Here is a 24,847-nt window from a genome sequence, read left to right as displayed (position 1 = left end):
GCTAATCCTCGGTCAATCCAAGTCTTCATTCGCCCTTACGGCGAAATTTCACCAATCTGTCGTAAATCAAAGGCCCAGCCGGTCCCGCAGCGCAAACCATGTCATCGCCAGCACCAGCAGGGGGCTGCGCAGGGCGGCGCCCCCTGGGAAGGGTAGGGTTGGGACGCGGGTCATCGTGTCGAACCCTTCGGCCTGCCCTTGAATGGCCAGCGCCATCAATTGCCCTGCATGGGTCGCAGTTCCAACGCCGTGACCAGAGTAGCCCGAAGCTGACAGGATATTGGGCGCAACCCGCGTCAGATAGGGCATCCGCCGCATGGTGATCGCTAGCGTACCACCCCAGGCATAGTCGATCTTCACATCGCGCAGATGCGGAAAAATCTCGACCATCGGTTTGCGCACTTTGGCGGCGATGTTCGCAGGGAAGCGATAACCATAGCTCTCGCCGCCGCCAAACAGCAGCCGGTTATCGGCGCTAAGGCGGAAGTAGTTCACCACGAATTTCGTATCGGCCACAGCGACGTCGCGCGTCAGCACACGAGCGGTGTCAGTGCCCAATGGTTCAGTCGCAGCGATGAAATTGTTGATCGGCATGACCCGCGCGGCGACCTTGCCGTTCAGGCCGCCCAAGTATCCGTTGCAGGCCAGAATGACGTGATCCGCGGTGACTTTTCCCTGCGCAGTATGGACGATGGCGGGCGTGGCTTCCTCGATCCCCGTCACCTCGGTGCTTTCATAAATCCGCACGCCCGCTTTGGCTGCGGCCTGCGCCAGACCCAAAGCATAGTTCAGCGGGTGCAGATGGGCGGCCCCCATATCCAGATAGCCTCCGCGATAGGCAGGCGAGGGGCATAGGCCATGGCCCGCGCCTTCGTCCAGCAACTCCATCTGGTCATAGCCATAACGCTCGGCCAGATGTGCCGCATGGTCGTGTAATTCCTGCTGTTCGCCGGTGCTGAGGCCCAGAACGGCAACGCCCGGTTTCAGGTCACAGTCGATCTGGTGCTTGGCGATCAGGGATTTGACCAGCGCCTTCGCGTCTTCGGCCAGATCCCACAGCTTCAACGCATCGTCATCGCCCACCAGTCGCTCAAGGTCTTCCTGATCCATCCGCTGCGCGCTGCCCAATTGACCGCCATTGCGACCCGACGCGCCGAAGCCCACGCGATGCGCCTCAAGCAGGGTCACGCTGAATCCGGCTTCGGCCAGATGCAGCGCAGCGGACAAACCCGTGTATCCGCCGCCGACCACGCAGACATCCGCCTTTTCGTCGCCCGCCAGAACAGGAAAACGGTCGATCGGATTGGCCGTGGCCGCGTACCAACTGGCTGGGTATTCGGCCTTGCGGTCGTTGGAATAGAGCAGGTTCATCGCAATGCCTCAGACATTCAGCAGCAGATGCTCACGCTCCCACGGAGAGATAACCTGCAGGAATTCTTCATACTCGGCGCGTTTGACGATGCCATAGACGCGGGCAAACTCGGGGCCCAGAACCTCGTGCAAGGCGGTCGCCTCATCAAACAGGTCCAGCGCATTGCCCATGACCTGCGGGATATCGCCTTCGCCTTCGTAAGCGTCGCCATAGAACTGACGGCGTGGGCGTTCCTGTTGAACCAGTCCCAGATAGCCGCAGGCCAAAGACAGGGCGATGCCCAGATAGGGGTTGCAGTCCATCCCGGCGATGCGGTTTTCGACCCGGCGCGCTTCGGGGCCGGACAGCGGCACGCGGATGCCGGTGGTACGGTTGTCGCGCGCCCATTCCAGATTGATCGGAGCGGCATGGTCTTTCACGTAACGGCGGTATGAATTCACATAAGGCGCCATCACCGCCAGCCCCGAGGGCAGGTGGTTCTGCAACCCGGCGATGAAGTGGTAAAACGCGTCCGTCTCACCCCCTTGCGGGCCGGAAAAGATGTTCTGCCCGGTTTCCATGTCGATGATCGAGTGGTGGATATGCATGGCCGAGCCCGGCTCATCCACGATCGGTTTCGCCATGAACGTGGCAAAGCAGTTATGGCGCAGCGCGGCCTCGCGGATCAGGCGTTTGAAGTAAAATACCTCATCCGCCAGCTTGACCGGGTTGCCGTGGCGCAGGTTGATTTCCAACTGCCCGGCGCCGCCTTCTTGCGTGATGCCGTCAATCTCGAACCCTTGGTGTTCGGCGAAATCATAGATGTCGTCGATCACCGGGCCAAATTCGTCCACGGCAGTCATCGAGTATGCCTGACGCGCCGCCGCCGGACGGCCCGAACGCCCCATCATTGGCTTGATGCCTTGCGCGGGGTCCACGTTGGGGGCGACCAAAAAGAACTCCATCTCGGGCGCAACGACCGGTTTCCAGCCCTTGTCGTGATACATCTGCACCACGCGTTTCAGCACGTTGCGCGGGCTGAACGGGATCGGGTTATCATCGCGGTCATAGGCGTCGTGAATCACTTGCAACGTCCAGTCGCCAGTCCACGGCGCGGCCGATGCGGTCGAGAAATCGGGTTTCAGGATCATGTCCCGCTCGATAAAGCCGTCCTCGCCCGCGGCCTCACCCCAGTCGCCGGTGATGGTCTGGTAGAAAATGCTGTCGGGCAGGTGGAAATAGGTTTGCTTGGCGAATTTCGAGGCTGGCACCGCTTTGCCCCGCGCAATACCGGGCAAATCCGAGATGATGCATTCAACCTCGTCCAAACGCTGACCTTCGATATAGGACTGTGCTGCCTGCGGTAGTTGATCTTTCCAGTCGGCCATCAGGCCCTCTCTTTCTTCAAAAACTCCGCCATGAATTGCCCGATCTTGGGGTTGTCGTCGTTGGCGGGCAGGCGGTTGGTCGCGGCCTGCATTAATTCATCTGGCACAAGACCTTTACCACGCGTGTCCATCAAACCTTTGATGAACCCGTCGCCGTATTCCGGATGGGCCTGAACGGTCCAAATTGAATCACCATAAGCGACCATGGCGTTCTGGCAGAAGTCGTTGGTGCCGGTCACGCGAGCGCCGTCGGGCAGGGCAACCACCTGATCCTGATGCCACGCGTTCAGCGTAACGGTCTGCCCATCCAGGTCATAGTCGGTGCGTCCTACCGCCCAGCCACCTGTGAACTTTTCAACCTTGCCGCCCAAGGCTTGCGCAATGATCTGGTGGCCAAAGCAGACCCCGATCAGTGGCTGGCCCTTGTCGCGGATCGCGCGGATCAATTCTTCCAGCGGCGGTATCCACGCATGGTCCTCGTACGCGCCATGACGCGAGCCGGTGATGACCCAGCCATTGGCTGCATCGGTGCTGTCGGGGAACTGCCCGTCCACCACGTTGAAGGTTTCAAACGTAAAGGCGTTGCCACCCAGCAGGGTACGGAACATGCCGTCATATGTGCCGAATTCTGAACGCAGCTCATCGGGGGGGTGGCCGGTTACAAGGATGCCGATTTTCATGGGTCACCAAATTTGATCAAATTTATTCTAGCCGACCGCGCCGGGCCGGGCAAGAGGGGTCAGACGGCTTCGACATAACTCAGCCAGTGGTCCTCGGGCGGGCGCTCGGCAAAGCGGCGGATTTCCTGCCGTTTGGTCATCGCCAGAAAGCGGATCAGATCGGCAGGGAAGATGCGCGCGACATGTGGATCGGATTCAAAGACGGCGACGGCGGCCTCCCAATCGCTGGCCAGTTGCGGCAGGCCGTCAATGTCGTAGGCGTTGCCGGTGATCGGCGCTGGCGGCTCGGTTCCATCATCGATCCCGTTCATTGCTGCCCCCAAAACGGCGGCCAGCATCAGGTAGGGGTTGATATCGCCACCCGCGACGCGATGCTCAATTCGGCGGGCAGCGGGTGCGCCGCCGGGAATGCGCAGGGCGGCGGTGCGGTTCTCATAGGCCCAGCTTGCACCAGTGGGCGCGTGGGCGCCGGGCACAAGTCGGGTATAAGAATTGCCGTGCGGCGCAAAGATCAACGTGCTGCCGGGCATCGCCGCCAGACATCCCGCGATGGCGTGGCGCAACGTATCTGTCCCCTCGGGGCCGCCATTGTCAAAGACGTTCTGGCCGGCCTGATCGACGACCGAGAAATGCACGTGCATCCCATTGCCTGCATCGTCAGCATAGGGTTTGGACATGAACGTCGCGGTGAACCCGTGTTTGCGCGCTAGCCCGCGTGTCAACACTTTGAAAAGCAACGTATCATCAGCGCAGCGCATTGCGTCCTGATGGTTCAGGTTGATTTCGAACTGGCCAATACCGCTTTCGGATATGGCGGTCTGGGCGGGGATGCCCATCGCGGCGCAACCATCATAGAGGTCGGTGAAAAACGCATCGAACGCGTCCATCTCGGCCATGGACAGCACCGCCTCATCCACCAGCCTGCGCCCTGTCAATGGGTTCAGCGGCGGCTGCGGTTGCGCGCCGGACGAATCCAGCAGCGTGAACTCCAACTCGGTCGCCGCGATCACCGACCACCCGCGCTGGGCGTATCGGTCCAGTACCGCGGTCAGCGCGTGACGGGGATCCCCAGCAAAGGGTGTGCCGTGGTCATCATACAGACACATGGGTACCAGTGCGGTGTCTACATCCAGCCATGGCATCGGAACGGGGCCGCGCTCGGTCGGCAGCAGCACACCATCGGCATCACCGGACTCAAAAACCAGCGGGCTACCGTCAATATCCGCACCCCACAGGTCCACGTTTAGCGCCGAAAACGGCATCCGAACGGAACCCTTTTCCAGTTTGTCGGCGTAAGAGGGAGGCACGCGTTTGCCCCGCAGTTGACCGTTAAGGTCACAGGCTGCAACGCGAAAACTGTGCAAGGCGCTCAGGTCCATCGGGGTCTCCATCACTCTGGTTTCCCGAGGTGTAGTCGACGCAAAGCGTCTTGTCACGAAATTTGATCAAATTAACCCCGCGCCGAGAGGAGAAGGCGCGGGGTTTGGCGTCAAACAAAGTTGATGCCGTTTTCGGCCATCGGATGCGAGGCCACAAGAGTACCCGTCATCGCGTGGATGGCATTGGCCAGCGCCGGTGCCGAAGGAGGCGTTCCGGGCTCACCGACACCCGTCGGTGCCTCCGCCGAGGGTACGATGTGTACGTCGATGGCAGCGATGTCGCCGATGCGCAGCGGTTCGTAATCCGGGAAGTTGGATTGATCGACTGCCCCGCTTGTCAGCGTGATCTGATCGCGCATGACATGGCCGATGCCATAACCGATGCCACCTTCCATCTGTGCCTTAACCACATCGGGGTTCACCGCAATGCCGCAATCGACGGCGCAGGTGACCTTTTCGATCTTGATGCCACTTTCCGCATCGCCCGAGATTTCAACAACCTCAGCCGCATAAGACCCAAAGGACTTATGCACCGCGATCCCTTGCGATCGGCCAGCAGGTGCGTTGCCCCAACCGGCTTTTTCAGCGGCCAGTTTCAGAACAGCCGCCTTGCGCCGCTGATCGGGGTTGGTGTCGTCGGACAGGTGGGCCAGACGGAACTCGATCGGGTCACGGCCCACAGCCTCAGCGACCAGGTCCATCATGGTCTCCATCGCATAGGCCGTATGGGTGTGCCCCACCGAGCGCCACCACAGAACAGTGGTTGCTTTGGGCGTGTCGGTCAGGCCAAGCGCCATGCCGGGGATGGCATACGGGCTATCGGCCACACCTTCGACCGAGCTGTGATCGACACCGTCATGGACCAGCGCCGCCTCGAACGCAGTGCCCTTGATCACCGATTGCCCGGCGATCTGGTGCTGCCATCCGACGATGTTGCCGTCCGAATCCAAACCCACGCGGACCTTGTGACCGAAAGCGGGGCGGTAATATCCGCTGCGGATATCGTCTTCGCGTGTCCAGACCAGTTTAACCGGGCGCGAGCGGTCGGTGACCACAAAGGCCAGCGCCGCTTCGACCTGATAATCCGCATCAGGTGTGGCACGGCGGCCAAATGATCCCCCGGCCAGCATGGTCTTGATGTGGATTTTCTCAGGCGGCAATTGGAAGATTTGCTGGTAGGCCATATGCGGACCGGTCGGCATCTGCGCACCGTCATGCAGGACAATGTCGCCCTCAGCGGTTTGTTCGATGGTGCAGTTCAACGGCTCCATCGGGGCGTGGGCCAGCAGCGGGAAGTAGAAGGTCTTTTCGACCACCTTATCCGCCCCGTCGATGGCCGCCGAAACCGCCGCCACGTCTGCCTTGTTCACGTTGTACGTGGGCTCAGAATCCAGTGCGGCCATGATCTCGGCCTTGATCTGATCCGAGTCGCGGGTCTCACCGCCTGACATGTCCCATTCGACCTCAAGCGCGTCGCGCGCTTGAATGGCAGCCCATGTGTCTTCGGCATAGACCGCAACACCCGCCTGATTGGGCAAGATGGCGGCATTGATATAGCCTTTGACCTCTTTTGACGCGTTGTCGTCAAAGCCTTTGGCGATACCGCCCTTGGATTCGGGGCGCTTGATCATGGCGACCATCTGGTTTGGCAGATGCACATCCATCGCATACATCGCCTGACCGTTGCCCTTGATGGCCGAGTCCTTACGGCGCACGGATTCGTTGCCAATCAGGCGGAATTCGGACGGATCTTTAAGGCGCGGCTCGGCAGGGGTCTCAAGCTGCGACGCCGCAGCAACGAACTCTGCAATCGGTGCGGATTTGTCACCGGCCTTTACGATGCCTTCCTCGATGGTGATGCCCGATGCGTCCACGCCCCAACTTTGGGCGGCGGCATTGATCAGCATCTCGCGCGCGGCGGCACCGGCCTGACGGTATTGCAGCCAGGAATTCGCCATCGCGGTCGATCCGCCTGTGCCCTGGAACGGACCGAACAGCAGGTTGTTATAGACGTTGGGATCAGAGGGCGCGAATTCGTATTCGATCTGATCCATGGTCAGGCCGATTTCCTCGGCGATCAGCGTCGGCAGGCCGGTGGCCGGGCCCTGACCCTTTTCAAAGTGTTTGACGATGGCGGTTACAGTGCCATCGGCGTCGATCTTTACGAACGGGTTAAACTGCGTGGTTTCGGACGAGGCTGCCGCCAGCGCGCCATCGGGGCGTGCGCCGACCAGCAGCACGGCACCGGCCGCAGCGGCGCCTTTCAGAAATCCACGGCGTGAGGTGTTGATGGTCATTGATCAGGCCTCCAGAATCTCGGACGCGCGCTGGATTCCGGCGCGGATACGTTGATAGGTGGCGCAACGGCAGGCGTTGCCGGACATGTATTCGTCGATCTCTTCGACCGACGGCTTGGAGTTCTCGGACAGCAGCCCGACTGCGGACATCACCTGACCTGACTGGCAATAGCCACACTGGACTACATCCAGTTCGACCCAGGCCTGCTGGACGGCCGCGCCGATCTTGTCGTCGCCCACGGCTTCAATCGTGGTGATCTCGGCATCTTCGACGTCTTCGATATATGTCTGGCAAGAACGCACAGGCTCGCCATTCAGATGCACGGTGCAGGCGCCGCACGACGCAACGCCGCAGCCGAATTTGGTTCCGGTTAGCTTAAGCTCATCCCGGATCACCCACAGAAGGGGCGTGCCGGGTTCGGCGTCGACCGTGTGGGTCTGGCCGTTCAATTTCAAGGTCAATGACATGAGGGGGATTCTCCATGTTGGGCTGGTTACCCGAGTCGGTAAACTGGCGGGTTTACCGTATGCGACAAATTCTACTCTGTAAACCCACCAGTTTACGTAGGGTTTGACCTCGATCTGTCAATGGGACTATAGCTATGAAATATGAATGACGTCAGCGCGCCGAATGCGGCCAAACATGCTCAGATCATCGAAGCAGCGGTTTCCGAGTTTCAGGACAAGGGATTTGCGGCGGCCAGCATGGATCGTATTTCCCTGCGGGCCGAAGTCTCTAAGCGCACGTTGTACAAGTACTTCGAAAGCAAGGAAAACCTGTTTCGCTCCATCGTGTTAGAGCTATCCAACAGGTTCGCCGGAGTGCAGGATGTTCGCTATCAGAAAGGCCGCGATATCCGAGAGCAATTGACTGAGCTGGCATGGGCCGAAGGGCGCATTCTGATGTTGCCCGAGGTCATGGCCATGTCGCGGATGGTGATCAGCGAAACCTTGCGCAACCCTGATTTGGCGGCCGCGGCACAGGGCAAGCTGGACAAGACCGCGATTTTCGCCGCCATGCTGAAAGACGCCGCAGATGACGGGCAATTGCGGATCGAGGACCCTCAGGCCGCAGGGCAGGAGTTTATCGGCCTCATCAAAGCCAAGGCGTTTTGGCCGATTATTTTTTCCGGTGACGTTCTGAGCAAGGACGAGATGGAGGCCACCATCAACAGCAGCGTTGACATGATCCTTAGCCGTTACGGGGTTTGACAGTTTCGATGTCTCAACCGGCGGCCCCGCCGGAGAGCGTGCTGAGCTTTTGCCCGACTTTTGTCATTCCGTGTGGCGTTTGATCCCGAAACAGTGGTAGACGGCAACCTTGGAAACGGATCGTCTTGTTCAGGTTCGTGGCGAAAGTCGGGAAAGATGTCGGACGTAACAAAGACCCAAAAGCCATCGCAAGCTGAGATTTGGCGCGCGGCGCGACTGTCGGTTGCGCCGATGATGGACTGGACCGATCGGCATTGCCGTTACCTGCATCGGATGCTCAGTTCTCAGACCTTGTTGTACACAGAGATGGTCACCGCCCCCGCGTTGGTGCGTGGTGGGGCGTTGCATTTACTGGACTACAACCCACAAGAGCATCCCGTTGCGCTGCAACTCGGTGGGTCTGACCCTCAGGAACTGGCACAGGCCGCACGTTTGGGCGCTGAGGCCGGGTATGATGAAATCAACCTGAATTGCGGCTGCCCCTCGGATCGGGTGCAGTCCGGCACGTTCGGTGCCGTGCTGATGAAAGATCCGGCTCGAGTTGCGGAATGCGTGGCCGCGATGCAAGAAGCGGTTGATGTCGAAGTCACTGTCAAGTGTCGGATCGGGGTCGATGAACAAAACCCGGAAGAGGTCCTGCCCGAATTTCTGACCGCCATCCGTGATGCAGGGTGCAAACGCGTGACGATCCACGCGCGAAAGGCGTGGTTGCAGGGGCTTAGCCCTAAGGAAAACAGGGATATTCCACCGCTGGACTATGATCTCGTCCACCGAATGAAGGCGGATTTCAACGCGCTTCACATCTCGATCAACGGTGGGATTGCCACGCTGGAGAAAGCGCAGGCCCATCTGGATGCTGGGCTGGATGGGGTCATGATCGGACGGGCGGCGTATCACCAGCCTACCGAGATTCTGGCCGGGGCAGATCATCTAATCTTTGGGTCGGGCCAAGTGGCTGATCCGGTTGATGTCGTTCAAAAAATGGTGCCCTATGTTGAACGGCACCTTGCCGAAGGTGGCCGTTTGCACCAAATCACGCGTCATATGCTGGGCCTGTTCGCCGGGCGTCCCGGCGCACGGGCTTGGCGGCGAACTTTGTCCGAAGGCGCGGTGCATGAGGGGGCTGGGTCCGAGGTTATGTTGCAGGCGCTCGAGCGCGTTGCGCCTTTGGCCGAGGTGGTGGTGAACTAGGATACGGCGATTAGGCCGGTATGGGGGAAGAATGCCCGAGACGATGTTGCTGGCCCAGATGTTGGGCCTTTTGCTTGTGATCGGGGCGCTGGCCGGTGTGCTGGCCGGATTGCTTGGCGTGGGGGGCGGCATCGTTCTGGTTCCGGCCTTTTTCTATGCTTTTCAAACGCTCGGGTATGGTGGGCCGCAGTTGATGCAATTGTGTCTGGCGACCTCGTTGGCGACGATCATCGTGACCTCGATCCGCTCGGTTCTGGCACATAACAAGAAAGGTGCCGTGGACTGGGATATCCTGCGCGGCTGGGGGCCGGGGATCGCCGTGGGTGCCGTTATTGGCGTGATGGTGGCGTCCGCGCTGCGGACCGAAGCGCTTCAGGCTTTGTTCGGTGTTCTTGGGATGGTCATTGGCGCCTATCTGGGGCTGGGTAAGTCTGAGTGGCGTTTGGGCGATGCCATGCCCAAAGGTGTCCGCCGGGCCGTTCTGTCGCCCAGCGTTGGGTTTCTGTCTGTATTGATGGGGATCGGTGGGGGCAGTTTTGGCGTTCCGCTGATGAGCCTGTTCAACACGCCCATTCACCGCGCCGTGGCAACCGCAGCCGGGTTTGGTGTGATCATCGCGGTTCCGTCTGTTCTTGGGTTTCTGTTTCTTGAAATCGCGCCCGAGCATCGGCCCCCGTTGACGATCGGTGCGGTCAATCTTGTGGCCTTTGCGATTGTAGTCGCTATGACGATGATCACGGCTCCTTGGGGGGTGAAACTGGCGCACGCGATGGACCCGAAACCTCTGAAACGAGTATTCGCTGTGTTCCTGACGCTTGTCGCCCTGAATATGCTGCGCAAAGCACTGGGGCTGTGAGTGATTTTTGGCAATCGGGTTGGGTGAAATTCCCCTTTGATCCAGCCCTTGCGGATTGGGCGACGCATGCCCTTCTCGCTGCGCGCGCTGCGATTTCGGACCCCGCCCATGCCAAGTGGCTGGATTGCGAAGGCACGTGGTTCATCGGTGTGGATGCGCTGGAAAATGACGAACAGGGCAGGGTCGGTCAGTCCGGGGATCTGTCCGGGACTGCCATGGATTTCACCCGTGAACATTACGGCGACTTGCCACTGCACAAGGGACAGGTTTCGGTCATTTATCCCGGCTACCCGCGCCCACGGCGCGGTGAAAGCGACGCGGCTGGTCGGTACAGGTTGAATCGCGATGCCGCCCATGTGGATGGGTTGCGTCCAACGGGCCCCGATCGTCGGCGGCGTGTGGATGAGCCACATGCCTGGATTCTTGGCATTCCCCTGACCGAGGTCAGTGATAACGCGTCGCCCATGGTTCTGTGGGAAGGCAGCCATAGAATTCTGGGGCCCGCGTTCGCCAAGGCGTTGCAAGACACGCCAAAAGAAACAATGCACGAAGTCGATATCACTGACATCTATCAGGCCGCCCGCCGCGAGGTGTTCGAGATGTGCCCCCGTATCGAACTGCCTGCCAAGCCGGGCGAGGCTTATCTGCTGCACCGTCACTGTCTGCACGGCGTGGCGCCATGGCCTGACAGTGCTTCGGCAGGCCCGGATGGACGGATGATCGCCTATTTTCGCCCCGAATTCACCGATGGTGTAGCCGCTTGGATAGAATCCCCGTAACCTCCGGCCATTGTTCAGGTTAGGAGGTTTTTCGATGATGACGATCCATACGAATTCAGATGGTGCCTTGATCGAAGTTGAATTGTCGGGCGAAGTCACCAGCAGCGATTACAATGACACGCTTATTCCAGCTATCGAAGCAGCCTTGGCCGAGCATGACACGGTTCGTCTGATGGCCGTGGTTCAGCCGGAATTCAAGGGATACGACATCGGAGCCGCCTGGTCGGACACCAAGCTGGGACTAAGCCATTGGCGCGGGTTTGACCGTATTGCGGTAGTGGCCGATCAGGGTTGGGTGCAGACGAGCGTTCGGTTTGCTGCCCCGATCATGCCGTGCCCGATGCAGGTGTTCGAGCTTTCCGAGATCGAATCTGCCAGACGTTGGATGCGCGAGTCGCTCGGCTCGATCCACGTGACCGATTTGGGCGGTCCCTGCGTGCAGATCAGTCTGTTGGGCAAGCTGGATCCAGAGGAATATCAGAAGGCCGAGGCGAACCTGGACGGTTTGCTCAGCGCCAAAGACGGTTTCCGTTTGCTGATCGACCTGCGGGAATTTGACGGGTGGCAGGGATTAACCGCGTTAGCGGCACATTTCCGTCTTGCGCGCGGGCACGTTGGTATGCTCGACCGGGCCGCTATTGTTGGCGACAAAGCCTGGCAGCATCTGGCGCAAAGAGTCGCCAGTCATATTCTGGGGGCAAGGACGCAGTTTTTCCCGTCGGAAGAGTATCAAAACGCCAAATCCTGGCTGTCGGCTGGGTAACGGGGCAACCAGTTCAAACCGCGATGCCTTTTGACGTTCAATAAGACGTATTGTGTCCTTATTTTTGTTGATTGATGAGTCAGCAACGGCCTATGTTGCTGGTGTTTTGCCGTGATACCACTGCGGGAAAACACCAAAGCTGAAGAGCGCTGCCGCGGGTTGCCACACACTCGACACACGTCGCTGGACTTTACCCCCTCGAAGTTCAGACCGACCCGCGGCAGCGCAGGCTCAGCCAGACCAAGCGGGCAGTTTCAGGATTTGTTTAATCGGGCCGAGCGACCGCCGCGGCGTTTGGCAAGTTGAGGCTTGCGGGAGGGCAGGGCCTCCATGATCTCGGCGCGTTCCGAGCTGTCCATTTTGGACCAGCGCGAGATTTCGTCGATGGTGCGGTAGCATCCGGTACAGATACGCTCGGTCGGGTGCACGACGCAGATCTGGATACAAGGGCTTTCGACCTCATTCCTTTTCCAAACCATGTTCGTCATTGGCGTATTCCGATCCTAAAGAAAGCGCAGCCTGTCCAGCGCTCCTTGCAAGATATAACCAGCAGCGACGTGATCAATAACCTGTCCGCGACGTTTTCGTGTCGTATCCGCCTCTAACAGTGCTTTTTCTGCCGCAACTGTGCTGAGGCGTTCGTCCCAGAACCCGATGGGAATATCCGTCAAACGCGCCATGTTTCGCGCAAATGCACGTGTAGATTGGCAACGCGGACCTTCCGAACCGTCCATGTTCTTGGGCAGCCCCAACAAAAGTCCACCAATTTCGCGGTCTGCGATGAGTTCCAGAAGCCGGGCTGAATCCAGCGTGAATTTCTTGCGGCGCACGGTTTCCAGTGGGCTGGCAACACCGCGCATTCGGTCGGACACCGCAACCCCGATGGTCTTTTCCCCCAGATCAAGCCCCATCAGGGCGGTCATGGGGGGCAGCGATGCAGCAAAGTCTTCGAAAGCGTCGTGGATCATTGCAAAATTCCGGCTCGTTGAGCAGCAGCAGAAAGAGTTTGCAGCGCGCCTTCGTTACCTGCGAAAACGGACAGAGACTCTTCATAGATGGCTACCGCGCGGCCCCGATCTCCGACTACGCCGAGGGCATTGATCAATCGCGCCCATTCTTCGGGCGCGCCGCCCTCGGTTGCCAGTCGATCCGACAATTGGTTGATCATCCCGCGGATCATCTCCTGACGTTCTTCGGCGGACAGTTCTGCCGCGGCGTCGATGTCATCCTGACTGGGGCCTGAAGGCGTTGAAGCAGAAGGGATGTCCGGAGGATTGAAGACACCTGCCCGAAACGCGAGATCATCCAGTTGAGCGCGAATGGCGTCGGCCCAAGGTGCCCCTGCTGGGGAATCCCGCAGGGTGTCCACCCATATGCGGTAAGCGATATCTGGACGCCCTAGCTGTGCCATCATTTGCCCCAAGTAATACTGCGCCGGGCCGTGCCGGGGATCGCGGGACAGGGCTTGTCTCAGCGCCTCTTCCGCCTCGGGCGAGACATATCCATTTGCGGCCAGAATCATCATTTCGGCCAAGTGTGAATAGGCGTCTGCCGACGCTGTCGAACCAGACAGCTCAATGACGCGCTCCTGCGCCTTGTAGGCCGCAGAAAAGTTTCCTGCATTCGACTCGTGCTGCGCCAAAAGAACATGACCCTGCAGGTCATCGGGCCGTTCCGCCACGGTGTCGCGCAATTGTTGCAACAAGGTGGCATAGCTTTCGTCCAACTGTGGCCGGGGTGCAGATGGCAAATCCGCTTCGAACTCAGATTGGCTGGGACGTTCTGCGCGCAAAACCTCGGCTCTTTCTATGCGTTGCGCCAAGGGCTGGTCTGGCAGTCCGGCGGCCCCTGTCTGTCGATACATCCACGCGCCGCCGCCAACCAGCACGGCTGCCACCACGACAATCGCAACACACGTGGCCCAGCGGGGTGCGCCGCTTTGCGTCGTTTGTTTCTGCATCTGTGCGTCGGCTGCCAAAATGCGTCGCGAAATTTCCGTGCGGACGCGTTCCGCGTCGGCCTGAGCGATCACTCCTCTGGCCAGATCGCGATCAACGCTGGCAAGCTGTTCGCGATAAACGCGCAGGTCGTATGCCGCGGCAGGCTCGCGCGTTTTCTGTCCACGCAGCATCGAGTAGCCAAGAAACAACGTGATCAGCAAAGCTGTCAGAATTATAAGGGCCCAGAAGGTCATTGTATCTCCAAGATGGCTGCTCTGACTTAGACCTCTGCACCGCCAGAAAAAAGGGACAAATGGCCGCGAACCGACTTCATGTCGCAATAATTGGGGCTATGTCGCAATAGTGCGATATTACGGCGTTGCGTGGCAGGGGACTATTGTAGTTACACGGCATATCTTTGGCCAATCACCGAACCGGATGGATTCGCTTATGAAACACTATTCAGCCTTTGCTGTGGCGCGCGAAGCGTTGCGCTATCACACCGGATGGGAACGCGCGTGGCGTTCGCCCGAGCCCAAAAAGAAATATGACGTCATCATCGTTGGCGCTGGTGGTCATGGTCTGGCTACCGCGTATTACCTGGGCAAGAACTACGGCATCCAGAATGTAGCCGTGATCGAAAAGGGCTGGCTGGGCGGTGGCAATACCGGCCGGAACACAACCATTATCCGGTCGAACTATCTGCAAGATCCTTCGGCGGCGCTGTATGAAAAGGCGCGCGGCTTGTATGAGGACCTGAGTCAGGACCTGAACTACAACGTTATGTTCAGCCCGCGCGGCGTGATCATGCTGGCGCAGACTCAGCACGAAATTCGCGGTTATCAACGCACGGCGCACGCAAATGCTCTGCAAGGCGTAAAAACTGAGTGGATTGGGCCTGAGCGCGTCAAACAGTTGGTCCCGATCATCAATCTGGACGGCCCGCGTTATCCGGTTCTGGGCGGTCTGTGGCAGGAACGCGGTGGCACCGCGCGTCACGATGCGGTGGCCTGGGGCTATGCCCGCGCGTGTTCGGCCATGGGCATGGACATCATCCAGCAATGCGAAGTCACTGGCGTACGTCAGGACAACGGTCGCGTTATCGGCGTCGACACCACCAAGGGTGCGATCGACTGTGAAAAACTGGGCATCGTGGTCGCGGGACATTCCGGTCAACTGGCTGAGATGGCCGGTTTCCGTCTGCCGCTTGAGGCCGTGGCGCTGCAAGCGCTGGTGTCCGAGCCGATCAAACCCTGCATGGATGTGGTCGTGATGGCCAACACCGTTCACGGCTATATGTCGCAATCCGACAAGGGTGAGATGGTGATCGGTGGCGGCACCGACGCCTATAATAACTTCACTCAGCGCGGTTCGTTCCACCATATCGAGGAAACCGTGCGGGCGTTGGTCGAAACTTTCCCGATGATCTCGCGCCTTAAGATGCTGCGACAGTGGGGCGGGATCGTGGACATGACCGGCGACCGCTCGCCAATCCTGTCCAAGACGCCTCTGCAAGGCTGCTTCATCAACGCGGGCTGGGGCACCGGCGGCTTCAAGGCCATTCCGGGCTCGGGCTGGGGTATGGCTCAGCTGATGGCCACGGGCCATTCGCCGCTGACCGAAGCCTTCACGCTGGATCGTTTCAAAGAGGGCCGCTTTATCGACGAAAGCGTTGCCGCCGGGGTGGCGCACTAAGGGCATTGTCCGAGGTGACCACAACACAGAATACAGGTCGGCCCATGTGCCGACCGACCGACAAAAGGATGAACACATGCTGATCCTGAATTGCCCCTATTGCGGCGTCGATGCCGAAGAAACCGAACTGACGGCTGGTGGCGAAGCGCACCTAAAGCGCTTTGGCCCCGGCTCGTCGGATGATGATTTCCACGACTACCTGTTCATGCGTGAAAACCCCAAGGGCGTTCATTTGGAACGCTGGCGCCATGCAAATGGCTGCGGCAAATGGTTCCACGCGGCGCGCTGCACAAACACGCTTGAGGTGTTCGGCACATATTCGGCGCAGGTGTCTGAACCGCCGCAAGAGATCAAGGATGCCATCACCGCCAAGCGTCCCGGCTGGACCTGGAGAGAGTTCGAATGATCCGCCCAGCCAACAATAACTCCGCCTGCGAAAGGTCCGCAACATGAGCACCCGTCTCGCAAATCAAGGCCGGCTGATCGACCGGTCGAAACAGGTTACATTCACCTTCAACGGCACCTCGATGCAGGGCTATGAAGGCGATACGCTTGCCTCGGCCCTGCTGGCAAATGATCAGATGATGATGGGCCGGTCGTTCAAATATCACCGTCCGCGCGGCGTTGTTGCCAGCGGTGCCGAGGAACCGAACGCTCTGGTCGGTTTGGGGCAGGGTAATCGGTTCGAGCCGAACCAGCGCGCCACCACGACCGAGCTGTTCAACGGTCTGACATCCGTGTCGCAGAACCACTGGCCGAACCTCGAGTTCGACATCGGGTCGATCAACACTCACCTGTCGCGCTTCCTGCCGGCGGGTTTCTACTACAAGATGTTCATCCATCCGAAGCCGTTCTGGAAACACGTCTACGAGCCGTTCATCCGTCAGTCTGCCGGATTGGGCAAAGCGCCCGAAAAGGACAGCCGCGATGCGGACACCTATGAGCATTTCTATCACTTCACCGATGTTCTGGTGATCGGCGGTGGTGTGGCCGGTCTGCAGGCGGCCAAAGCCGCGGCTCAATCCGGAGCCAAGGTCTTGCTGATTGAACAGACCGCCCATTGGGGTGGCCGCGCTCCGGTTGATGGCGGCACCATTGATGGCGCGCCTGTGGATAAGTTCGTGGAACAATTGGTTTCTGAACTGGAAACAATGGATAACGTCATCCTACGCAACCGCTGCATGGGTGCGGGTGTCTACGACCATGGGTATGTGTTGGGCTATGAGCGTCTGACGGACCACAAGCCGGGCACCCAAGGTCCGCGCCACCGCCTGTGGCGCGTCCGCGCGAAACAGATCGTGACAGCCACCGGCGCGATCGAGCGTCCGCTGTCCTTCGCGGGCAACGACGTGCCGGGTGTCATGTTGGCCTCGGCCATGCGCGACTATGTTGTGAACTGGGGCGTGACCCCGGGTGAACGTGTGATTGTCGCCACCAATAATGATGACGCTTATCGCACAGCCATCGCCTTGAAGAAGGCTGGTGTAGACGTGCTGCGCGTGGTCGATGCGCGCGACACGGCTGGTCCGCTGGCGGATGAGGCGCGCGAACTGGGTATCCGTGTCGACCCCGGCAAGGCGATTGCCAAGGTCACGGGCGGCAAGCGTGTCAAGAAAGTTGCCACTTGTAACCAGGAAGGCATCGGCGGCGCGCGCGAAGAGGTTGAATGCGACGCGATCGCCATGTCGGGCGGCTGGTCTCCGGTCGTGCATATGTGGTCGCATTGCGGCGGCAAGCTGATCTGGGATGATGCTAACGCGCATTTCCGCCCCGATCCGTCGCGCCCCCCGCTAGGGGCCGATGGGGAAGGGTTCGTGCTGGCGGCGGGGTCGTCCAACGGCCCGCTGGCGCTGGGCGACGTTCTGACCGACGCAGATGCGGCGGGCAAGGCAGCAGCCAAGGCGGCTGGCTTCACAGCGAAACGCACCAAGGCACCGGTGGGTGAGACTACGGCCGAAGCTCCGATGGCCGCCGTCTGGCTGATGCCTGCCAACGCCGAGATCGGGCTGCGGATGAAGTCGTGGCTGGATTTCCAGAACGACGTCAAAGTAACTGACGTTCAACTGGCGGCGCGCGAAGGTTACGAAAGCGTTGAACACACCAAGCGTTATACCACACTGGGCATGGCGACCGACCAAGGTAAGTTGAGCAACATCAACGGCTTGGCGATCCTTGCTGATGCGCTGGATTCGGAAATTCCGAAGGTCGGCACCACCACGTTCCGCCCGCCCTATACGCCTATCTCTCTGGCGTCGATCGGTGGCGAGGCACGCGGTGAGGTATTCCAGCCGATCCGCCAAACCCCGATGCACAACTGGCACGACAAAAACGGTGCCGATTGGGAGCCGGTCGGCCATTGGCGCCGGACCTATGCCTATGTCCGTCCCGGTGAATCTGTGCATGACGCCGTGAACCGCGAGGTGAAGAACACCCGTGAAAACCTCGGCCTGCTGGATGCTTCGACTCTGGGCAAGCTGATCGTCAAAGGTCCTGACGCGGGCAAGTTCCTGGACATGATGTACACCAACATGATGTCTACGCTGAAGGTCGGCAAATGCCGCTATGGCCTGATGTGTTCCGAGAACGGCTTCTTGATCGACGACGGTGTTGTCGCGCGTATCGACGAGGACACGTGGCTGTGCCACACCACCACCGGCGGGGCCGAGCGTATCCATGGCCACATGGAAGAATGGCTGCAGACCGAATGGTGGGACTGGAAAGTCTATGTCGCCAACGTGACCGAGCAATACGCTCAGGTCGCCGTGGTTGGCCCCAATGCCCGCAAGGTGTTGGAAAAGCTGGGCGGCATGGACCTCAGCAAAGAGGCGCTGCCGTTCATGGAGTGGCGTGACGGGAAGATCGGCGAATTCGATTGCCGTGCCTATCGCATCTCGTTCTCGGGCGAGCTGTCCTATGAGATCGCAGTTCCTGCGAGCCAAGGGCAGGCGTTCTGGGATGCTTTGATGCAAGCAGGCAAAGAGTTCGGTGTGATGCCCTATGGCACCGAATGTCTGCACATCCTTCGCGCCGAGAAGGGCTTTATCATGATCGGGGACGAAACTGACGGCACCGTTATTCCACAAGACTTGGGGCTGCACTGGGCGCTGTCTAAAAAGAAAGAGGACTATCTGGGAAAACGTGCCCATTCGCGGACCCATATGGCCGATCCCGAGCGTTGGAAACTGGTGGGGCTTGAGACTGTGGATGGTTCTGTCATTCCCGACGGTGCTTACGCAGTGGGCGAAGGCGTCAATGCCAACGGTCAACGCAACATGATCGGACGTGTGACCTCGACCTATTACTCGGCCAATCTGGATCGAGGAATTGCGATGGGGCTGATCAAGTTCGGCCCGGACCGGATGGGCGAGATTGTCGAGTTTCCGGGAACCGACGGCAAAACCTTTAAAGCCAAGATCGTCGATCCGATCTTCTTCGACAAGGACGGGGAGAAGCAGAATGTCTGAACCCATCAGCGCATTGAACCACGCCAGCTATGACGGCATCGCCAAGGTCGCGGAATGCGGCCTCCAGGGGATGATAACGCTGCGCGGCGATCTGTCCGATAAGGTGCTTGTCAAGGCCGTCAAGGACGCCACTGGACAGAAAGTACCCGGCCAGCGCGAGGCGTTCGTCGACGGGGACACTGGCGTTTGCTGGATGTCGCCGGATGAGTTGCTGGTGCTGGTGCCTTATGCCGAGGTGAACACAAAACTGGCTGCGATGACCAAAGCACTGGGCAGCACGCATTCGCTGGCGGTGAATGTCTCGGATGCGCGGGCGGTGTTCAGCATTTCAGGCGCAAATGCGCGCGAAGTGTTGGGTAAACTGGCCCCGGTTGAGTTGTCAGCCGAGGCCTTCCAACCCGGTCAGATCCGCCGTTCACGTCTTGCGCAGGTGGCAGGGGCGTTCTGGATGGACGACGCGGAAACCTTCCGCGTGGTCTGTTTCCGCTCGGCTGCGGATTACGTTTTCAAGCTGCTGAAAGTTGCCGCCCAACCGGGCAGTGAGGTAGGCGTTTACTGAACCTGGTTTCGGTCTTGAGAGCTGGGTGAGGGGGCTTTGCCCCCTCGGCCTTGCGGCCTCACCCCCAGGATATTTTTAGCCAGATGAAGAGCGGATCTCTGGTCAGGGTTTTGTGCTGAACAGGAAAGTGGGGAACTGGGTCAGGGCGCGGTTTCCGGTGAGGATCGACGCCCCGGCTTCGCCGGTGAACGGATCCTGACACTGGTCATAGAAGGCCAGTGTGTCGGCCAGTTGTTTCATCGCGGGTGCGCGGTTTTCCGCGTCGAGATAGGGCGCGTGGGTCGACAGCAGCAGGGCGGGGTTCGTGGCCTGTAACCACGGGGTTAAAGACGGCAGGACCGGGTATTCGGCACCTTCGATATCCATTTTTACCAAAGCAACGTCCGACAGATCGACCGCGGTTGCGAATTGATCCCAGCCGATCGTCATTGCATCCGTTCCGTGGCTGCCGTCATGCAGCAGGGACGATGTTGAATCGCCAGCCTCGCCATGGGCGGACGCCATGCGCGTCACGCCGAACCCATCCGACAGGGCGATGCTGAAGGCCGAGACGTTTCGGATGTCGTTCAGATGCAGGTTCCAGACCAGATGGCGGTAGGCGACGGGGTCGGGTTCAAAACACCAGACATGCCGGGCGCGGCGTGCGGCATAGAGGACAGTGGGACCAATCCATGCGCCGATATCCAGATAGTCGCGGTTGGGCGACAGGTATTTGTCCAGTACCGCAAAGGTCTCAGGCTCCCAATTGCCTTGGGACGCCTTGCGCCAGAATTTCGAATGGTAGGGGTCCAGACGGAACCGCTCGCCGTTCAGATTGCCCGCATAGTACCCGCGGGCGCGGTAAAACATCTTGCGCGCCTGCGTCAGCATCGCGGACCTCCGGGTTTTCTTGTCTCTGCCCTTGACCTATCGGCGTAGCCAAAGCATTTAACCTTGGGAACCGCAACTTACATTTAACAGGGGGCCGACATGGCTTTTGAACTTCCTGATCTTCCTTATGCACATGACGCGCTGGCAGCCAAGGGTATGTCCGCGGAAACATTGGAATATCACCACGACCTGCACCACAAGGCCTATGTCGACAATGGCAACAAGCTGATCGCCGGGACCGAGTGGGACGGCAAGACGCTGGAAGAGATCATCGTTGGCACCTATGACGCGAACGCTGTCGCCCAGAACGGCATCTTCAACAACATCAGCCAATTGTGGAACCACAACCAGTTCTGGGAGATGATTGGCCCCGGCAGCAACGCAATGCCCGGCGAGCTGGAGAAGGCTCTGACCGAAAGCTTCGGCTCGGTTGACGAATTCAAGTCGCAATTCAGCGCCGCTGGTGCCGGTCAGTTCGGCTCGGGCTGGGCATGGCTGGTCAAGAACACAGATGGCTCGCTGGCCGTGACCAAGACCGAGAACGGTGTGAACCCGCTGTGCTTTGGTCAGACCGCGCTGCTGGGTTGCGACGTGTGGGAGCATTCCTACTACATCGACTTCCGCAACAAGCGTCCGGCTTACCTGTCGAACTTCCTCGACAATCTGGTGAATTGGGAAAACGTCGCTTCGCGGATGTGATCCTTGACCCGTCGAGGGTTTATCAAGGGCCTGCTGGCGGTGACGCTGGCAGGTCTTTTTGTTGCGGCCTATGGGTTTTTCATCGAACCCGCGCTTCGGTTGCGTGTAAGGCGCTGGCGGGTTCGGCGTGATGACTGGGCTGCGCCTCCGCTTCGGATTGCGGTTTTGGCGGATTTACACGTCGGGGAACCCCATGTCGGGCTGAAACGCATCGAACAGGTTGTTAAGCGCACGAATGCGCTGGCACCGGATCTGATTCTGCTGTTGGGCGATTATACGGCCGGGCACAGGATGGTTTCCCAACCGGTTCCGATTGCCGATCTGGCACCTGTGCTGGCCGGGCTTGAGGCAAAACACGGCGTCTTTGCCGTTTTGGGCAACCACGATTGGTGGGATGATCTGGCTGCGCAACGGCGTGGGGGTGGGCCGAATATCTATGCTGAGGCCTTGCGCGAGAATGGCATCCGGGTTCTGTCGAATGACGCGGTGAAACTGGACGGCGCAGGGTGCTGGCTAGCCGGGGTTGAGGATCAACTCGCCATTGTTACAGGGCGGGGGCGATATCGGGGGTTGGATGATCTACCCGCGACATTGACCCAAGTCACCGATGAAGCTCCGGTCGTATTGATGGCCCATGAGCCTGACATTTTTCCGAATGTGCCAGACAGGGTCGCGCTGACACTGTCGGGCCACACACATGGAGGGCAAGTGCGCCTGTTCGGGTGGTCACCCATGGTACCGTCGCGGTTTGGCAACCGTTTTGCCTATGGTCATGTTCGCGAAGGTCAGCGCGATTTGGTTGTGTCCGGAGGCATTGGATGTTCGATCCTGCCAGTCCGATTTGGCGTGACCCCTGAAATCACGGTCATAGACCTGTCCGCCTGACCGATGGGTGGAAACCCGCCGTTTGGTTCGCTTTTGACTGTGAACGGGATTGTATGGACGGCAACAGTGCTTACGTAAGGTGAGCGGAGGGAGAGAGCCGCCAATCAAATGGATAACAGACTGGAAACGCGCAAAAAACCTTGGGCGCGTCACTGTATAACTGTGTCTGACGGATGAGGGATGGTCACATAAAACCATAGCAGGAGATCACAATGGTCGCACTTTCACAGGGAACTTGGGTTGTCATTGCCGACGGGGAAAAGGCGCTGTTCATGGAGAATATCACCGACGCCGACGACCCCAATCTGGTCGTTGTTTCGGTTGAGGAAAACGATGCGCCTGTGGCCCGTCCCACTGATCGGGCAGGGCGCCGCCCTGACACCGGACCGAACCAAAAATCGGCAGTCGAGGAGGCCAAGTGGAAAACCCATGCAAAATCCCTGTTTGTGCAGGATGTGGCCAACCTGCTGAACCGCAAGGGGCTGAAGGGCGCGTATAAGCGTTTGGTTCTGGTTGCGAGCCCGCACGTGCTGGGCTTGCTGCGTCGACGTCTTCACAGCGAAGTTCTGAGCAAGGTCGTCGCCGAAGTCGACAAGACCCTTACCAATCACCCGCTTCACAAAGTCGAACAGGTCTTGACCAACCGTCTGAAACCGGCGGTTTAAGACCCAATCCCATAGCGGGCGGTGACGCCGCCCGTTTACGCACCGGGTTCGGACAGGGGTGGCCGCAAGGCAGACATCGCCGCGTGTGGGCTATCGACCCATGTGATGAAATCGGCCAGAGAGCTGTCTGCGAAACCCTGATCGATGACCTGCTGTACCAGGTCGTGCAAGGCGTTCCAGTATCCATCCACGTTCATGACCAGAATGGGCTTGTCATGCAGGCCCAGTTGACGCCATGTCAGCGCCTCGAACAGTTCGTCCAGCGAGCCCGGACCACCGGGTAGAACCACGACGGCGTCCGCGTTCATGATCATGACTTTCTTGCGTTCGTGCATCGTTTCGGTGACCACGAAACGCGTCAGGTCGGTTTTGCCAACTTCGCGCTGTAGCAGGTGAACGGGGATGACGCCGAACGTATCCCCTCCGGCGGCTTGTGCGGCACGCGCGACCTCGCCCATCAACCCTACATCCCCGGCACCGTACACCAGCCTCCAGCCTTCAGTTGCAAGAAGCTGGCCGAATGTGCGGGCGGCTTCGGAATAGGCTGAGTTCACACCATTGCGTGACCCGCAATACACACAGACGGATTTCTGGGACATAAGAGGGCTTCTCCGGGGTTGTATCTGGGGTTTTGACCCCTGATAGCGAGATTGATAGATTGGCTCAACCGTCTGGCAGAATGCGTTGCTCTGAAACCATTTGCGCGGCGGACTGAAAGGAAAATGATGGACGCGAAGTCGGAAAACGAAAGCCCGGGCCCGAACACCTGGGTTGTGATTGTCGGTATTCTGGTTCTTGTCGGCGCAGGTGGTGCGTATTGGTCGGGTGTCTTTGACGCTGCCCCAGAGGAAGTTACGACAGAAACTGAAGTGGCGGCACAAGCACCGGACGAAGCTGCCGAAGAGGAAACCCCGACAGAAACCGAGGTAACGTCGACCGAGCCGCAGCAGACAGAACCGTCCGTCGATCAGACACAAACGACTGAAGAGACCGCGAACCAAGCCCAGCCCGAAGCAACGGATGGCGAAGCGCAGCCGCAGGTCGCGGCGGAAGCTACGCCACCAACCCTGGACCAGATTTTTGTTGAGCCGGACGGCAATGCAGTCTTGTCCGGAAATGCCGAGCCGGGTGCCGTAATTCGCGTTCTGCTGGACGGTGAGGCTGTCCACAGTTTCACGGTGGACGGCAGCGGACAGTTCGCAGAGTTCGTCAGTATCCCGTTTTCCAACACCGCGCGTGGCCTGACGTTGGAAACAGATGCGGGCGAAGAACAACTGCGCTCCGATGACTACCTCATCGCGGCATTGCCGGAACCACAAGTCGAATCACCGGCGCTGGAAAACTCTGAGAGTGGGGAGGCACAGACCGACGTTGCGCAAGAGTCGAACACAGAAATCGACGAAGCCGCGCCGACCGACACAGCCGAAGCCTCCATCGAACCGCAGACAGAGCAGACCGCGCAAACCGCTGAGCCACAGACTGAACAAACCGCTGAGCCACAGACTGAACAAACCGCTGGGCCGCAGGCGGAGCAGACCGCGCAAACCGCTGAAGCTGCGCCTGAAGCTGTTCAGAACCAGCAGGTTACGGTTTTACGTTCAGGTGAAGATGGTGTGGAGCTGGTGCAGCCTCCGGCGTCTCAGGCAGGAGAGGCCGCACAGGTCGCGCTGGATACGATCGGGTATTCAGACGAAGGCGAGGTTGAACTGACAGGCCGCGTACCGGACGGGTCTGTTGTGCGACTGTATTTGAACAACCGCCTTGTCGCGGATTTGCCGCCTGCGGATGACGGAAAGTGGCGCAGCGAGCTTGAGGGGGTTGATCCCGGTGTCTACACCCTGCGGGTGGATGAAGTCGGCTCGGACGGGACCGTCGTCAGCCGCCTAGAGACTCCGTTCAAACGCGAACCGCTAGAAGTTTTGCGCGCAAGTGATGCGCCAGACAGTTCCGCAGAGCAATCGACACAGGCCACTATCCGGTCGGTGACCGTTCAAGAAGGCGACACCCTTTGGGCCATTTCACGCGAGCGGTACGGTGACGGCATACTGTTTGTGCGCCTGTTCGACGCTAACCGGGACTCGATCCGCGATCCGGATCTGATCTATCCTGGGCAAGTCTTCACCATTCCGGAATAAACCTGTACCTCTGGCCCTCTTGGGTCGGGGGTCTATCTC

General features: G+C 59.4%; 24 protein-coding genes. 13 read left to right on the top strand and 11 right to left on the bottom strand.

Features of this window, described 5'->3' with window-relative positions; genetic code table 11:
• Window positions 1–66: 66 nt before the first annotated feature.
• The 6 genes from GOX73_RS16580 to GOX73_RS16555 form a co-directional block, all read right to left on the bottom strand.
• On the bottom strand, window positions 67–1,371 hold the full coding sequence (locus GOX73_RS16580) for an FAD-binding oxidoreductase (RefSeq protein ID WP_171126478.1): 1,305 nt from the start codon (window positions 1,369–1,371) through the stop codon (window positions 67–69).
• Between the two features lie 9 nt (window positions 1,372–1,380).
• Entirely contained in the window at window positions 1,381–2,739 is a 1,359-nt protein-coding gene (locus tag GOX73_RS16575; RefSeq protein WP_171126479.1) for a glutamine synthetase family protein, read from the bottom strand.
• Entirely contained in the window at window positions 2,739–3,419 is a 681-nt protein-coding gene (locus GOX73_RS16570; RefSeq protein ID WP_171126480.1) for a type 1 glutamine amidotransferase, read from the bottom strand. Before GOX73_RS16570 ends, GOX73_RS16575 begins: the two co-directional genes overlap by 1 nt.
• A gap of 59 nt (window positions 3,420–3,478) precedes the next feature.
• Window positions 3,479–4,798: a glutamine synthetase family protein gene (locus GOX73_RS16565; protein WP_171126605.1), complete on the bottom strand. Its 1,320-nt coding sequence runs from the start codon at window positions 4,796–4,798 to the stop codon at window positions 3,479–3,481.
• A 110-nt stretch (window positions 4,799–4,908) separates the two neighbouring features.
• Complete coding sequence (locus GOX73_RS16560) at window positions 4,909–7,095, bottom strand: xanthine dehydrogenase family protein molybdopterin-binding subunit (protein WP_171126481.1); 2,187 nt, start codon at window positions 7,093–7,095, stop codon at window positions 4,909–4,911.
• Window positions 7,096–7,098: 3 nt separating this feature from the next.
• A complete protein-coding gene (locus GOX73_RS16555; protein ID WP_171122106.1) occupies window positions 7,099–7,563 on the bottom strand; it encodes a (2Fe-2S)-binding protein in 465 nt (154 codons plus the stop codon).
• A gap of 141 nt (window positions 7,564–7,704) precedes the next feature.
• On the opposite strand from GOX73_RS16555, the gene GOX73_RS16550 reads away from it, so the two are divergent.
• The 5 genes from GOX73_RS16550 (at window position 7,705) to GOX73_RS16530 (ending at window position 11,896) form a co-directional block, all read left to right on the top strand.
• Window positions 7,705–8,307: a TetR/AcrR family transcriptional regulator gene (locus GOX73_RS16550; RefSeq protein ID WP_171126482.1), complete on the top strand. Its 603-nt coding sequence runs from the start codon at window positions 7,705–7,707 to the stop codon at window positions 8,305–8,307.
• Window positions 8,308–8,463: 156 nt separating this feature from the next.
• Window positions 8,464–9,498: a tRNA dihydrouridine(20/20a) synthase DusA gene (dusA, locus tag GOX73_RS16545; RefSeq protein ID WP_171126483.1), complete on the top strand. Its 1,035-nt coding sequence runs from the start codon at window positions 8,464–8,466 to the stop codon at window positions 9,496–9,498.
• Window positions 9,499–9,529: 31 nt separating this feature from the next.
• Complete coding sequence (locus GOX73_RS16540; RefSeq protein WP_171126484.1) at window positions 9,530–10,354, top strand: sulfite exporter TauE/SafE family protein; 825 nt, start codon at window positions 9,530–9,532, stop codon at window positions 10,352–10,354.
• Window positions 10,351–11,133: a hypothetical protein gene (locus GOX73_RS16535; protein WP_171126485.1), complete on the top strand. Its 783-nt coding sequence runs from the start codon at window positions 10,351–10,353 to the stop codon at window positions 11,131–11,133. Before GOX73_RS16540 ends, GOX73_RS16535 begins: the two co-directional genes overlap by 4 nt.
• Before the next feature lie 34 nt (window positions 11,134–11,167).
• Window positions 11,168–11,896 carry an STAS/SEC14 domain-containing protein gene (locus GOX73_RS16530; protein ID WP_171122111.1) on the top strand — a complete coding sequence of 243 codons (729 nt, stop codon included), beginning with the start codon at window positions 11,168–11,170 and terminating at the stop codon, window positions 11,894–11,896.
• A gap of 254 nt (window positions 11,897–12,150) precedes the next feature.
• Here GOX73_RS16530 and GOX73_RS16525 read toward each other — a convergent pair whose 3' ends face one another.
• From GOX73_RS16525 to ccmI, 3 genes are read right to left on the bottom strand one after another with little or no spacing between them, the layout of a single operon-like run.
• On the bottom strand, window positions 12,151–12,384 hold the full coding sequence (locus tag GOX73_RS16525) for a DUF1289 domain-containing protein (RefSeq protein ID WP_171126486.1): 234 nt from the start codon (window positions 12,382–12,384) through the stop codon (window positions 12,151–12,153).
• Between the two features lie 15 nt (window positions 12,385–12,399).
• The gene (ruvX, locus tag GOX73_RS16520) at window positions 12,400–12,864 is read right to left on the bottom strand and encodes a Holliday junction resolvase RuvX (protein WP_171122113.1); all 465 of its coding nucleotides are present in this window, start codon (window positions 12,862–12,864) and stop codon (window positions 12,400–12,402) included.
• Entirely contained in the window at window positions 12,861–14,090 is a 1,230-nt protein-coding gene (gene ccmI, locus GOX73_RS16515; RefSeq protein ID WP_171126487.1) for a c-type cytochrome biogenesis protein CcmI, read from the bottom strand. The genes ruvX and ccmI overlap by 4 nt, the downstream gene beginning before the upstream one ends.
• Before the next feature lie 196 nt (window positions 14,091–14,286).
• On the opposite strand from ccmI, the gene GOX73_RS16510 reads away from it, so the two are divergent.
• The 4 genes from GOX73_RS16510 to GOX73_RS16495 all read left to right on the top strand — a co-directional run bounded on the left by GOX73_RS16510 (window position 14,287) and on the right by GOX73_RS16495 (window position 19,554).
• Window positions 14,287–15,531 (top strand): sarcosine oxidase subunit beta family protein, encoded by a 1,245-nt coding sequence (locus GOX73_RS16510; protein WP_171126488.1) that lies wholly within the window; start codon window positions 14,287–14,289, stop codon window positions 15,529–15,531.
• A 76-nt stretch (window positions 15,532–15,607) separates the two neighbouring features.
• Window positions 15,608–15,937, top strand: coding sequence for a sarcosine oxidase subunit delta (locus GOX73_RS16505; RefSeq protein ID WP_171126489.1), 330 nt, complete (start codon window positions 15,608–15,610; stop codon window positions 15,935–15,937).
• A gap of 43 nt (window positions 15,938–15,980) precedes the next feature.
• Complete coding sequence (locus GOX73_RS16500; RefSeq protein WP_171126490.1) at window positions 15,981–18,995, top strand: sarcosine oxidase subunit alpha family protein; 3,015 nt, start codon at window positions 15,981–15,983, stop codon at window positions 18,993–18,995.
• Window positions 18,988–19,554: a sarcosine oxidase subunit gamma gene (locus GOX73_RS16495; RefSeq protein WP_171126491.1), complete on the top strand. Its 567-nt coding sequence runs from the start codon at window positions 18,988–18,990 to the stop codon at window positions 19,552–19,554. The genes GOX73_RS16500 and GOX73_RS16495 overlap by 8 nt, the downstream gene beginning before the upstream one ends.
• A 102-nt stretch (window positions 19,555–19,656) precedes the next feature.
• On the opposite strand, the gene GOX73_RS16490 is transcribed toward GOX73_RS16495, so the two are convergent.
• Complete coding sequence (locus GOX73_RS16490; RefSeq protein ID WP_171126492.1) at window positions 19,657–20,424, bottom strand: FkbM family methyltransferase; 768 nt, start codon at window positions 20,422–20,424, stop codon at window positions 19,657–19,659.
• A 99-nt stretch (window positions 20,425–20,523) separates the two neighbouring features.
• Between GOX73_RS16490 and GOX73_RS16485 the strand changes: the two genes are divergently transcribed.
• The 3 genes from GOX73_RS16485 (at window position 20,524) to GOX73_RS16475 (ending at window position 22,673) form a co-directional block, all read left to right on the top strand.
• Window positions 20,524–21,123, top strand: coding sequence for a superoxide dismutase (locus GOX73_RS16485; RefSeq protein ID WP_171126493.1), 600 nt, complete (start codon window positions 20,524–20,526; stop codon window positions 21,121–21,123).
• Between the two features lie 3 nt (window positions 21,124–21,126).
• Entirely contained in the window at window positions 21,127–22,008 is an 882-nt protein-coding gene (locus GOX73_RS16480; RefSeq protein WP_171126494.1) for a metallophosphoesterase, read from the top strand.
• 212 nt (window positions 22,009–22,220) lie between these two features.
• On the top strand, window positions 22,221–22,673 hold the full coding sequence (locus tag GOX73_RS16475) for a host attachment family protein (protein WP_171126495.1): 453 nt from the start codon (window positions 22,221–22,223) through the stop codon (window positions 22,671–22,673).
• Between the two features lie 35 nt (window positions 22,674–22,708).
• On the opposite strand, the gene GOX73_RS16470 is transcribed toward GOX73_RS16475, so the two are convergent.
• The gene (locus GOX73_RS16470; protein ID WP_171126496.1) at window positions 22,709–23,272 is read right to left on the bottom strand and encodes a TIGR00730 family Rossman fold protein; all 564 of its coding nucleotides are present in this window, start codon (window positions 23,270–23,272) and stop codon (window positions 22,709–22,711) included.
• A 123-nt stretch (window positions 23,273–23,395) separates the two neighbouring features.
• Here GOX73_RS16470 and GOX73_RS16465 point away from each other — a divergent pair, with 123 nt between their 5' ends.
• The gene (locus GOX73_RS16465) at window positions 23,396–24,808 is read left to right on the top strand and encodes a LysM peptidoglycan-binding domain-containing protein (RefSeq protein WP_254429223.1); all 1,413 of its coding nucleotides are present in this window, start codon (window positions 23,396–23,398) and stop codon (window positions 24,806–24,808) included.
• The last annotated feature ends 39 nt before the right edge of the window (window positions 24,809–24,847 follow it).

The sequence above is a fragment of the Ruegeria sp. HKCCD7221 genome (genome assembly GCF_013031225.1).
Classification (GTDB): domain Bacteria; phylum Pseudomonadota; class Alphaproteobacteria; order Rhodobacterales; family Rhodobacteraceae; genus Ruegeria.
This window is presented reverse-complemented; position numbering and strand designations above follow the sequence as displayed.

What these genes read in the sequence shown, in the direction of transcription:
- GOX73_RS16530 (WP_171122111.1), top strand. Translation starts at nt 11,168, where the DNA reads ATGATGACGATCCATACGAATTCAGATGGTGCCTTGATCGAAGTTGAA.
- GOX73_RS16555 (WP_171122106.1), bottom strand. Translation starts at nt 7,563, where the DNA reads ATGTCATTGACCTTGAAATTGAACGGCCAGACCCACACGGTCGACGCC.
- GOX73_RS16540 (WP_171126484.1), top strand. Translation starts at nt 9,530, where the DNA reads ATGCCCGAGACGATGTTGCTGGCCCAGATGTTGGGCCTTTTGCTTGTG.
- GOX73_RS16550 (WP_171126482.1), top strand. Translation starts at nt 7,705, where the DNA reads ATGAATGACGTCAGCGCGCCGAATGCGGCCAAACATGCTCAGATCATC.
- GOX73_RS16485 (WP_171126493.1), top strand. Translation starts at nt 20,524, where the DNA reads ATGGCTTTTGAACTTCCTGATCTTCCTTATGCACATGACGCGCTGGCA.
- GOX73_RS16510 (WP_171126488.1), top strand. Translation starts at nt 14,287, where the DNA reads ATGAAACACTATTCAGCCTTTGCTGTGGCGCGCGAAGCGTTGCGCTAT.
- GOX73_RS16465 (WP_254429223.1), top strand. Translation starts at nt 23,396, where the DNA reads ATGATGGACGCGAAGTCGGAAAACGAAAGCCCGGGCCCGAACACCTGG.
- GOX73_RS16525 (WP_171126486.1), bottom strand. Translation starts at nt 12,384, where the DNA reads ATGACGAACATGGTTTGGAAAAGGAATGAGGTCGAAAGCCCTTGTATC.
- GOX73_RS16490 (WP_171126492.1), bottom strand. Translation starts at nt 20,424, where the DNA reads ATGCTGACGCAGGCGCGCAAGATGTTTTACCGCGCCCGCGGGTACTAT.
- GOX73_RS16580 (WP_171126478.1), bottom strand. Translation starts at nt 1,371, where the DNA reads ATGAACCTGCTCTATTCCAACGACCGCAAGGCCGAATACCCAGCCAGT.
- GOX73_RS16575 (WP_171126479.1), bottom strand. Translation starts at nt 2,739, where the DNA reads ATGGCCGACTGGAAAGATCAACTACCGCAGGCAGCACAGTCCTATATC.
- GOX73_RS16475 (WP_171126495.1), top strand. Translation starts at nt 22,221, where the DNA reads ATGGTCGCACTTTCACAGGGAACTTGGGTTGTCATTGCCGACGGGGAA.
- GOX73_RS16565 (WP_171126605.1), bottom strand. Translation starts at nt 4,798, where the DNA reads ATGGACCTGAGCGCCTTGCACAGTTTTCGCGTTGCAGCCTGTGACCTT.
- ruvX (WP_171122113.1), bottom strand. Translation starts at nt 12,864, where the DNA reads ATGATCCACGACGCTTTCGAAGACTTTGCTGCATCGCTGCCCCCCATG.
- GOX73_RS16570 (WP_171126480.1), bottom strand. Translation starts at nt 3,419, where the DNA reads ATGAAAATCGGCATCCTTGTAACCGGCCACCCCCCCGATGAGCTGCGT.
- GOX73_RS16505 (WP_171126489.1), top strand. Translation starts at nt 15,608, where the DNA reads ATGCTGATCCTGAATTGCCCCTATTGCGGCGTCGATGCCGAAGAAACC.
- GOX73_RS16470 (WP_171126496.1), bottom strand. Translation starts at nt 23,272, where the DNA reads ATGTCCCAGAAATCCGTCTGTGTGTATTGCGGGTCACGCAATGGTGTG.
- GOX73_RS16495 (WP_171126491.1), top strand. Translation starts at nt 18,988, where the DNA reads ATGTCTGAACCCATCAGCGCATTGAACCACGCCAGCTATGACGGCATC.
- ccmI (WP_171126487.1), bottom strand. Translation starts at nt 14,090, where the DNA reads ATGACCTTCTGGGCCCTTATAATTCTGACAGCTTTGCTGATCACGTTG.
- dusA (WP_171126483.1), top strand. Translation starts at nt 8,464, where the DNA reads ATGTCGGACGTAACAAAGACCCAAAAGCCATCGCAAGCTGAGATTTGG.
- GOX73_RS16500 (WP_171126490.1), top strand. Translation starts at nt 15,981, where the DNA reads ATGAGCACCCGTCTCGCAAATCAAGGCCGGCTGATCGACCGGTCGAAA.
- GOX73_RS16560 (WP_171126481.1), bottom strand. Translation starts at nt 7,095, where the DNA reads ATGACCATCAACACCTCACGCCGTGGATTTCTGAAAGGCGCCGCTGCG.